This is a genomic window from Aminobacter sp. P4_H6_2 (assembly GCF_056400805.1).
This window is the reverse complement of record NZ_JBFUKO010000187.1, coordinates 1-8670: the sequence shown is the minus strand read 5'-3', so window position 1 is coordinate 8670 and position 8670 is coordinate 1. Positions and strand designations below refer to the sequence as shown.

At 62.6% G+C, this 8670-nt stretch carries 9 protein-coding genes; 5 read left to right on the top strand and 4 right to left on the bottom strand.

Going from position 1 to position 8670, the window contains the following annotated elements; translation table 11 throughout:
• Nucleotides 1-22: 22 nt before the first annotated feature.
• The 5 genes from AC1DUU_RS15100 to gmk all read left to right on the top strand — a co-directional run bounded on the left by AC1DUU_RS15100 (nucleotide 23) and on the right by gmk (nucleotide 4534).
• Nucleotides 23-259, top strand: a complete 237-nt coding sequence (locus AC1DUU_RS15100; RefSeq protein WP_055978681.1) for an acyl carrier protein — start codon at nucleotides 23-25, stop codon at nucleotides 257-259.
• 29 nt (nucleotides 260-288) lie between these two features.
• Complete coding sequence (fabF, locus tag AC1DUU_RS15095; RefSeq protein WP_476784223.1) at nucleotides 289-1551, top strand: beta-ketoacyl-ACP synthase II; 1263 nt, start codon at nucleotides 289-291, stop codon at nucleotides 1549-1551.
• A gap of 107 nt (nucleotides 1552-1658) precedes the next feature.
• Complete coding sequence (gene mltG, locus AC1DUU_RS15090) at nucleotides 1659-2855, top strand: endolytic transglycosylase MltG (protein ID WP_476784222.1); 1197 nt, start codon at nucleotides 1659-1661, stop codon at nucleotides 2853-2855.
• A gap of 131 nt (nucleotides 2856-2986) precedes the next feature.
• Nucleotides 2987-3877: a YicC/YloC family endoribonuclease gene (locus tag AC1DUU_RS15085; protein WP_476784221.1), complete on the top strand. Its 891-nt coding sequence runs from the start codon at nucleotides 2987-2989 to the stop codon at nucleotides 3875-3877.
• 3 nt (nucleotides 3878-3880) lie between these two features.
• Nucleotides 3881-4534, top strand: a complete 654-nt coding sequence (gene gmk / locus AC1DUU_RS15080; RefSeq protein WP_476784220.1) for a guanylate kinase — start codon at nucleotides 3881-3883, stop codon at nucleotides 4532-4534.
• Nucleotides 4535-4575: 41 nt separating this feature from the next.
• On the opposite strand, the gene rsmA is transcribed toward gmk, so the two are convergent.
• From rsmA to AC1DUU_RS15060, 4 genes are all read right to left on the bottom strand, one after another.
• Nucleotides 4576-5415 carry a 16S rRNA (adenine(1518)-N(6)/adenine(1519)-N(6))-dimethyltransferase RsmA gene (gene rsmA / locus AC1DUU_RS15075; RefSeq protein ID WP_476784219.1) on the bottom strand — a complete coding sequence of 280 codons (840 nt, stop codon included), beginning with the start codon at nucleotides 5413-5415 and terminating at the stop codon, nucleotides 4576-4578.
• Nucleotides 5416-5515: 100 nt separating this feature from the next.
• Nucleotides 5516-6535, bottom strand: a complete 1020-nt coding sequence (pdxA, locus tag AC1DUU_RS15070; RefSeq protein ID WP_476784218.1) for a 4-hydroxythreonine-4-phosphate dehydrogenase PdxA — start codon at nucleotides 6533-6535, stop codon at nucleotides 5516-5518.
• Between the two features lie 3 nt (nucleotides 6536-6538).
• Nucleotides 6539-7471 carry a peptidylprolyl isomerase gene (locus AC1DUU_RS15065; RefSeq protein ID WP_476784217.1) on the bottom strand — a complete coding sequence of 311 codons (933 nt, stop codon included), beginning with the start codon at nucleotides 7469-7471 and terminating at the stop codon, nucleotides 6539-6541.
• 119 nt (nucleotides 7472-7590) lie between these two features.
• A partial coding sequence (locus AC1DUU_RS15060) for an LPS-assembly protein LptD (protein ID WP_476784216.1) occupies nucleotides 7591-8670 on the bottom strand: 1080 nt, incomplete at its 5' end.

The window sequence follows — 8670 nt, the reverse complement described above, 5'->3', positions numbered from 1 at the left end:
ACATCAGACTGAGGATGCCCACATGAGTGACACCGCAGAGCGCGTCAAGAAGATCGTTATCGAACATCTTGGCGTTGACGCCGACAAGGTGACTGAAGCTGCAAGCTTCATCGACGACCTGGGCGCGGACAGCCTCGACACGGTCGAGCTCGTTATGGCGTTCGAAGAAGAATTCGGCGTCGAAATTCCTGACGACGCGGCCGAAACCATCCTCACCGTTGGCGACGCCGTGAAGTACATTGACAAGGCTTCGGCCTGAGCGATCGCGAATTGTCAGGGATGCCTGCGATGAGGCGTGTGGTCGTCACGGGCCTTGGCCTGCTTTCACCGTTCGGCATGGGCTACGAGCACGGCTGGAAAGAGCTTCTTTCCGGTCGTAGCGCCGCGAGGCGCATCTCGGAGTTCGAGGTCGAAGATCTCCCCTGCAAAATTGCCAACGTCATCCCCAGGGGTGACGGCAGCGACAATTCCTTCAATCCCGAAGCGGTCCTTGAGCACAAGGAACTGCGCAAGATCGGCGACTTCATCCTTTACGGGATCGCGGCCGCCGACGAGGCATTGAAGGATTCGGGCTGGCAGCCCAAGACGCCGGAAGAGCAAAACGCAACCGGCGTCATGATCGGCTCGGGCATCGGCGGCATTGACGGCATTGCTGAAAATGCGCTGATCCTCAAGGAACGCGGCCCGCGCCGCATCAGCCCCTTCTTCATTCCAGGCCAGATCATCAATCTGGTTTCGGGCCAGGTTTCGATCCGGCACGGGCTCAAGGGCCCCAACCATGCCGTCGTCACCGCCTGCTCGACCGGTGCGCACGCTATCGGCGATGCAGCCCGCCTGATCATGTTCGGCGATGCCGACGTGATGCTGGCCGGCGGTGCCGAAGCACCAGTGACGCGCCTTTCGCTTGCCGGCTTTGCCGCTTGCCGGGCGCTGTCGACCGACCGCAACGACGAGCCCGAGAAGGCCTCGCGTCCTTATGACCGCGACCGCGACGGTTTCGTCATGGGCGAGGGAGCCGGCGTTGTMGTTCTCGAGGAGCTTGAGCACGCCAAGGCGCGCGGTGCCAAGATCTACGCAGAAGTTGTTGGCTACGGCCTGACCGGTGACGCACATCACATCACCGCTCCCGCCGAAGACGGCGACGGCGCCTTCCGCTGYATGACGGCCGCCCTCAAGCGCGCCAACCTGTCGCCGGCGGATGTCGACTACATCAACGCCCATGGCACGTCGACCATGGCCGACACGATCGAACTGGGTGCGGTCGAACGCCTTGTCGGCAACGCTGCCTCCAAGGTTTCGATGTCGTCGACCAAGTCGTCGATCGGCCATCTGCTTGGTGCTGCCGGTGCCGCGGAAGCGATCTTTTCGATCCTCGCCATTCGCGACAACATCGCGCCAGCGACGATCAATCTCGATAATCCCGAGCGCGAAACCGCGATCGATCTCGTGCCGCACAAGCCGCGCGCCCGGCAGATCGATGTCGCCCTGTCGAACTCCTTCGGTTTCGGCGGAACCAACGCATCGCTGGTCTTCCAGCGCTATAACGGCTGATCGCCTGTGGGCAGGGGCCCCTTTGGGGGCCCTTTGCCGTGATTTCTGCCACATTCGGGCCTAGTCTCCCGGCGGGGATTCGACGCAAGAGGAAGTGGCGAGGCAAGATGAGCATCAATACGCCAGATCAGGGGCAAGGCGCGCCGCGCGCCGCAAATCCGATCGTTCCAAAGACCGCGCAGGAAGCGCTGCGCCCCGAAATCGGGACGCCGCCGCCCAAGCGTTCGCGCGCTTCGCGCAACCAGATCGTCGTGTTCATGAATTTCATGATGTCGACGGCGGTGCTGGTGATCCTGGCTGGTGGTGCAGCGCTTTATTTCGGCAAGCAAGAATTCAACGGCGCGGGCCCTTCGTCGACTCCCACGACATTCCTGGTCAAAGAAAAGACCGGCGTGCAGGATATCGCCGACCAGCTTGAGCGGCGCGGTCTGGTCAGCGATGCCCGCATCTTCCGCATGGGGGTGCGCGCCTACGGCAATGACGGCTCTCTCAAGGCCGGCGAATATGAGATCGCGGCTGGTGCTTCGATGCACGAGATCATGGAGTTGTTGAAGAGCGGCAAGTCGGTGCAGTATTCGCTGACGATCCCAGAAGGGCTGACCGTCGAGCAGGCGTGGAAACGTATCGCCGAACAAGAAGCGCTCAGCGGCGACATGCCGGCTGAGATGCCGGCCGAGGGCACGCTTGCGGCCGATACCCAGCGCTTCACGCGTGGACTGACGCGCCAGCAGATCGTCAACAAGATGCTTGCCGACCAAAAGGAACTGGTCGAGAGCATCTGGGCGCGCCGTTCCGCGGATCTGCCGATTGCCGACGTCAACGAGTTCGTGACGCTGGCCTCCATCGTCGAGAAGGAAACCGCTCGCGGCGACGAGCGCTCGCGCGTGGCGGCCGTGTTCATCAACCGGCTCAACAAGGGCATGCGGCTGCAGTCTGACCCGACGATCATCTACGGCATCTTCGGCGGCAAGGGTAAGCCGGCCGATCGGCCGATCTTCCGCTCCGACATCGACAAGCCGACCCCTTACAACACCTATACGATCAAGGGCCTGCCGCCGACGCCGATCGCCAATCCGGGCAAAGCCTCGTTGGAGGCTGTCGCCAACCCGTCCAAGACCAAGGATCTCTACTTCGTTGCCGATGGTTCGGGGGGGCACGTCTTTGCCGAGACGCTGGACGAGCACAACGAGAACGTCGCGCGCTGGCGTGCATTCCAGCGCAAGGTCGTCGAGGACGAGAAGGCGGCTGATGACGCCGATCCGGCCAAGAAAGACCCAACGACCACCAACACCGTCAAGAAGTAACCAAGCCCATGCATGACCCCGAAAATCGGAATCGATTTTCGGAAGGATCATGCACAGATTGAAAGTGTTACAGTCTCCTTTGCGCGCCCATTCGGACGCGCTGCGCTGTAAAAACAGGAATTCGCTGCCAGATGAACCTGCAAAGCATGACAGGCTTCGCCCGCGTAGCGGCGGAGCATGACGGAACGGCGATCGCCTGGGAGGTCAAGTCGGTCAACGGCAAGAGCGTGGAAGTGCGCTTGCGCCTGCCGCAGGGCTTCGAACGGCTGGAGCCTTTGGTCAGGCAAGCCATCCAGAAGCGCTTTTCGCGCGGCAATGTGCAGGCGACCTTGACTGTCAGCCGCACCGGCGGTTCGATGGTGCAGCCGGTGATCAACGAAGTGTTCCTGCGCGACGTTGCCGAGCTGGCAAACCGCCTCGTCAAGCAATATGGCACAGCCCCTGCCAGTGCCGACGGACTGCTTTCGCTGCGCGGAGTGTTCGACGTGCCTGAGGCGGTCGAGACCGAAGAACAGCGCGCGGCGATCGATGCGGTGACCATGAATTGCCTGGAAGCCGCGCTTGCTGGTCTCGTTGAGGCGCGCAAATCCGAGGGTGAGGCGCTGCGGGGCCTGCTGTCTGGGCACATCGCGACCATCGAGACGCTGACACTGCGTGCCGAAGCCGATCCGTCACGCGAGCCTGCGCAGATCCGCCAGCGCCTGGCCGAACAGGTGCGCCTGCTGCTTGAGGCATCGCCGGCGCTCGATGAGACGCGGCTCAACATGGAAGCGGCGTTCTTGGCGACCAAGGCCGATATCCGCGAGGAGATCGACCGGCTGAAGACACACGTCGCCTCCGGGCGGGCGTTGATCTCGGGCGGCGGCACGATTGGCCGCAAGCTCGATTTTCTGGCGCAGGAATTCAATCGCGAATCGAATACTCTGTGCTCGAAGTCGAACGCCGCCACGGTGACCGCCATCGGGCTGGAACTGAAGGCCGTGGTCGATCAGTTTCGCGAACAAGTACAGAATCTGGAGTAGCGCATGAGCGCAGAGACCCCCTCAATTGCCATCAAGCGGCGCGGCCTGATGCTGGTGTTGTCGTCGCCTTCTGGCGCGGGCAAGTCGACAATCTCGCGCAACCTCATCGAAACCGACCCGGAATTGCGGCTGTCGGTGAGCGTCACCACCCGTCCACGCCGTGGCAGCGAGATTGATGGGGCCCATTACCACTTCACCACCAAGCGCGAGTTCGAGCTCTTGCGCGACAATGACGCGCTGCTCGAATGGGCGGAAGTCCACGGCAATTTCTATGCGACGCCGCGAGAGCCGGTCGAACTGGCGATGTCGCAGGGTCGCGACATGCTGTTCGATATCGACTGGCAGGGTGCAAAGCAGCTCAAGGAGAAGATGCGTGGCGACATCGTCTCGATCTTCATCCTGCCGCCATCCATGGGCGAATTGAAGGGCCGCCTGAAGCGCCGGGCGGAAGACCAGGATGCGGTGATCGAAACGCGGCTCAAGAACGCCCGCGACGAGATCGAGCACTGGGGCGAATACGATTACGTCGTGATCAATGACGATCTGAACCGCGCCTTTGGCGAAGTGCGCGCGATCGTGGCCGCCGAGCGCCTGCGCCGTGACCGCAGGCCTGGCCTGTTCGATTTCGTTTCGAAATTGCTCGACGAAAAGGTGTGAGGCAGGCGGCCCTTACCCAAAGGGTGAGGGCCTGCTAGCGTTCAGACGGCCTTTGCCAGTGCCACGAACTCCTCGACGCTTAGGGTCTCGGCGCGGCGCGTCGGGTCGATGCCGACGGTTTCCAGCAGCTTTTCACCGCCCATGCTTTTCAGGCTCTGGCGCAGCATCTTGCGGCGCTGGCCAAAGGCCGCCTCGGTGACGCGACCAAGTACCTTCACATCGGCGGCCAGCGGCACCATGCGTGGCTCCAGATGGACCACTGACGAGGTGACCTTCGGGGCCGGGGTAAAAGCCTGCGGCGGCACGTCGAAGGCGATGCGGGCATCGGTGCGCCAGCCTGCGAGAACGCCGAGCCGGCCAAAGGCCGAACTCGCCGGACGCGCAACGATGCGCTCGGCGACCTCGCGCTGGAACATCAAGGTCAGCGACTGGTAGAAGGGCGGCCAGGTCTCAACGGTAAGCCAGCGGACTAGAAGTTCCGTGCCGATGTTGTAGGGCAGGTTGGCGACGATCTTTGTCGGCTCGCCGTTTGCCAGGGCTGCAAAGTCGGTCTTTAGGGCATCGCCCGACACAACTTCCAATCGGCCGGGATAATGGTCAGAGATTTCGGYCAGTGCTGCCAGGCAACGCTCGTCGCGCTCGATGGCGATGACGCGCTTTGCGCCATGCATCAGAAGTGCACGGGTCAGCCCGCCCGGCCCGGGACCAACCTCGATGACGGTGACGCCGGTGAGATCGCCGGCAGCACGCGCGACCTTGCCGGTGAGGTTGAGGTCGAGCAGGAAATTCTGGCCGAGCGTCTTCTTGGCCTGGAGGCCGTGACGTTCGATGACATCGCGCAACGGCGGCAGGCCATCGATGCTGGTGACGGCTGAACTCATGATGATCTAGAGCCTGTTCCATTCCGATTGAATCGGAATGGGGCTCTATCCTTTTGTTGGAGCGTGATCTTTTCCGAAAACCGGTTCCCACTTTTCGGGATCATGCTCTTGCTTCCACGTCGGCGAGCTGGCGCGCCAGCTTCAGTGCAGCGATCAGGCTGTCGGGCCTTGCAATACCCTTGCCGGCAATGTCGAAAGCGGTGCCATGGTCGGGCGAGGTTCGGATGAAGGGCAAGCCGAGCGTGACGTTGACCGTCTCGTCGAAGGCCAGTGCCTTGGCCGGGATCAGCGCCTGGTCGTGATACATGCAGATGGCGGCGTCGTAGCCAGCGCGCGCGCGGGCATGGAACATGGTATCGGCGGGCAGGGGGCCGAATGCGTCGATGCCTTCCGCCTTGAGCGCTTCCACGGCGGGGCGGATGACACGCTCGTCCTCATGTCCCATGGCTCCGCCTTCGCCGGCATGGGGATTGAGCCCCGATACTGCGATGCGCGGCCTGGCAATGCCGAAGCGGATGCGCAGGTCGTGCGCGGTGATGCGAACGGTCTCGACGATGGCCGCGGTGGTCAGCGCCCTAGGCACTTCAGCCAGAGCAATGTGGATGGTCACAGGCACGGCGCGCAGGTCCGGTCCGGCCAACATCATGACCGGTGTTACTTCGGCGCCGGTCCTCTGGCTGGCCAGATAAGCGAGATATTCGGTGTGGCCGGGAAAGCGGAAGCCGGCGTCATAGAGTGGTTTCTTGGCGATCGGGCAGGTGACGACGGCTGCCGCACGGTCTTCGAAGGTGTCGACGACAGCGCGGTCGATCGCCTCGATGATGCCGGCTGCGTTGCGCTTGTCCGGCTGGCCGGGCGCGTCGATCAGAGACGTTGCGAGCGGCACGACCGGCAGGGCATTGGCAAAGAGGTGTGCAGCCCCGGCTGGATCGGTCTCGGCGATCGCAACCTCCATACCCATAGTGCGAGCACGTGCGACAACAAGCACCGGGTCCGCGAGAAGATAGAAGGCCGGCACCTTCGCTTCGTTGCGCAGACGCCACGCGGCGACTGCGATTTCTGGACCGATGCCGGAGGGATCGCCCGACGTCAACGCCAGCGGGGCGCCATGGGAACCCACGACCTAGCGGGTTACGATGCGAGCGTACTTCCGCAGCTCGGCAATGTACTTCTTGTTGAGCTCGTCGGCCTTTGCATTGTCGCCCTTGCCCTCGCCTTCCGCCTGGAAGACCATCTGGGCAACCTTGTCGTCGGAAACTTCGCGGGCGCTGCAAATGCCGATGAACTCGACACCGCGATCGGTTTCCCGAACCGGCGTCGCGCCACCTGCCTTGAGCTTCTTGATGTCTTCGGCCCACTCTGGCGGCAGTTGGGGAGCCAACACACGCCCAAGATCGCGCACAGTCACATCGAGCAGCCCCTTGGAGAACTCGCGTGTCTGTTCACAGCCATTGAAACGGCCGCGCATGGCATCGGCCTCACGCTTGCGCTTGGCGATCGAGCCGCGCTCGGAGGCGGGTACGACGAAAATCACCTGCTGCAGCATGTATTCAGTGGCGCTGGGCTTGGCACCGCCCTGCTGGAGCATGCGCCGCACGGCGTCCTGCTCGCTGGTGCCGCCCCCGCCTTGCTCGGCGCGGAAACGCGAGCTGAGCGCCTGGTTCCAGCCCATCTGGGCACGGATGTAATCCTTGAAGTGGTTGCTGGTCACGCCAGCCTGCGCCAGGATCTGGTCCATCTGAGCGGGCTTCAGCTTGTTGGAACCGGCAAAGCGCGCATAGGCATCCTCGACCTGCTTGTCGGAGATGCGGATGTTGAGACGCTTCATCTCGGCCAGACGCAGCGTCTGCTCGATCATTTCTTCACTGGCGTCGCCTTTGCGCTTCTGCAGCTTGAGAAAGGCGGCCCGACGCTGGATGTCGTAGCTGGTGATCGGCACATCATTGACGACGTACTTGATTTCGCTGGCCTGAGCCTGCGGCGCATAGGCGGTCATTGAAACCGACGTCGCCGCCACGAGCAGAGCAAAGCCTGCCGAAAAGAGGTACTTCCGCATGGAAAAAGTCCCGTTCAAACCCCAATCCGGGCTTCGCCCGGACGTTATTGCCCCGTAAATGGCCGCTTTATGCGGCAAAACGATGTCGGGCCGCCCCCAACGCCGTTGCTATGCCGATCCTAGAAGGCGTTTGTTGCCGTGCCGAAATCACCGATCGTGCGGAACGAGATGTTGAAGCCGACGGTGCGGGTGACATCGTCCGGATCGTTGTGATCGCGGCTTTCCGCATAGGTCATCATGTAGGTGAAGCACTCGTCGTCATACGCAAAGCCAAGGCCGCTTTGGACGAGCAGATCGTTCTGGATGTCGTACGTACCGGAGCCGAAGCCGCGCCAATTGTCGTTGAAACGAGCTGTGGCGCCGAGCGTGACTTCATGGCGGTCGGTGGCAAAACCGTAGAGCGGCTGCGCCTCGACGAAGGCATATCGTGCCGAAACAGCGAGTGGACGGGCGTCCAGGCCGACCTTGAACTCGGCGCGTCGCACGTCGAGTGATTGCTCGTCGAAGCGGCCGCTGACCGAAGCGGAAAAACCGTTCGGGCTGGCGATGCCGGCAAGAGCGACGTAATCTGACGTGTCGGTCTCCAGGCCTGAATAGGCGCCGGCGTTGACGAGATCAGGGGCGGCAAACGAGTTTTCGCCAGCAAGCTGATAGGACTGGCCGGCGAGCGCGTTGGTGGTCCAGCCATTGTTGAAGCTGCCGGAGTAGCGCAAGCCGAGATTGGCGCGCGTGCCGCCTTCCATGCGGTCGTAGCCCGAGAACTTGTCGCGCTCAAATAGAGACGTGGCGTCGAAGACGAAGCTCTGGGCATCCTCGTTGGGGATACCGAGTCCACCGACATGGCTCTCGCTCGGGCGAGCGAACAGCTGCGCCATAGGCTCAAGCACATGGGTCGAACTTGTCGACGAGAACAATACCGGCCAGCGCAATTCGAGGCCGAGCGTAGCCATGTAGCGGAACAGCGACGAGCGGACGTCGTCGGCGACGTTGATCTGCGGGTTTGCGGCCATCGTGTTGATGGCGTTGAGCGAGTCCGCGGACGCGTTGAGATAGCTGCCGTCGCCGCGGAAAGCGAGCAGAGGCGTGACCAGCAGGCCGCCATCGGTGGTGAGCGTGCGCTTCCACTCGGCTTCGGSGGTCAAGCGGCCGGACGAGCTTTCGAGACCGTGGATGGTCGGCCCGTTTGCGGCAGCCAACGC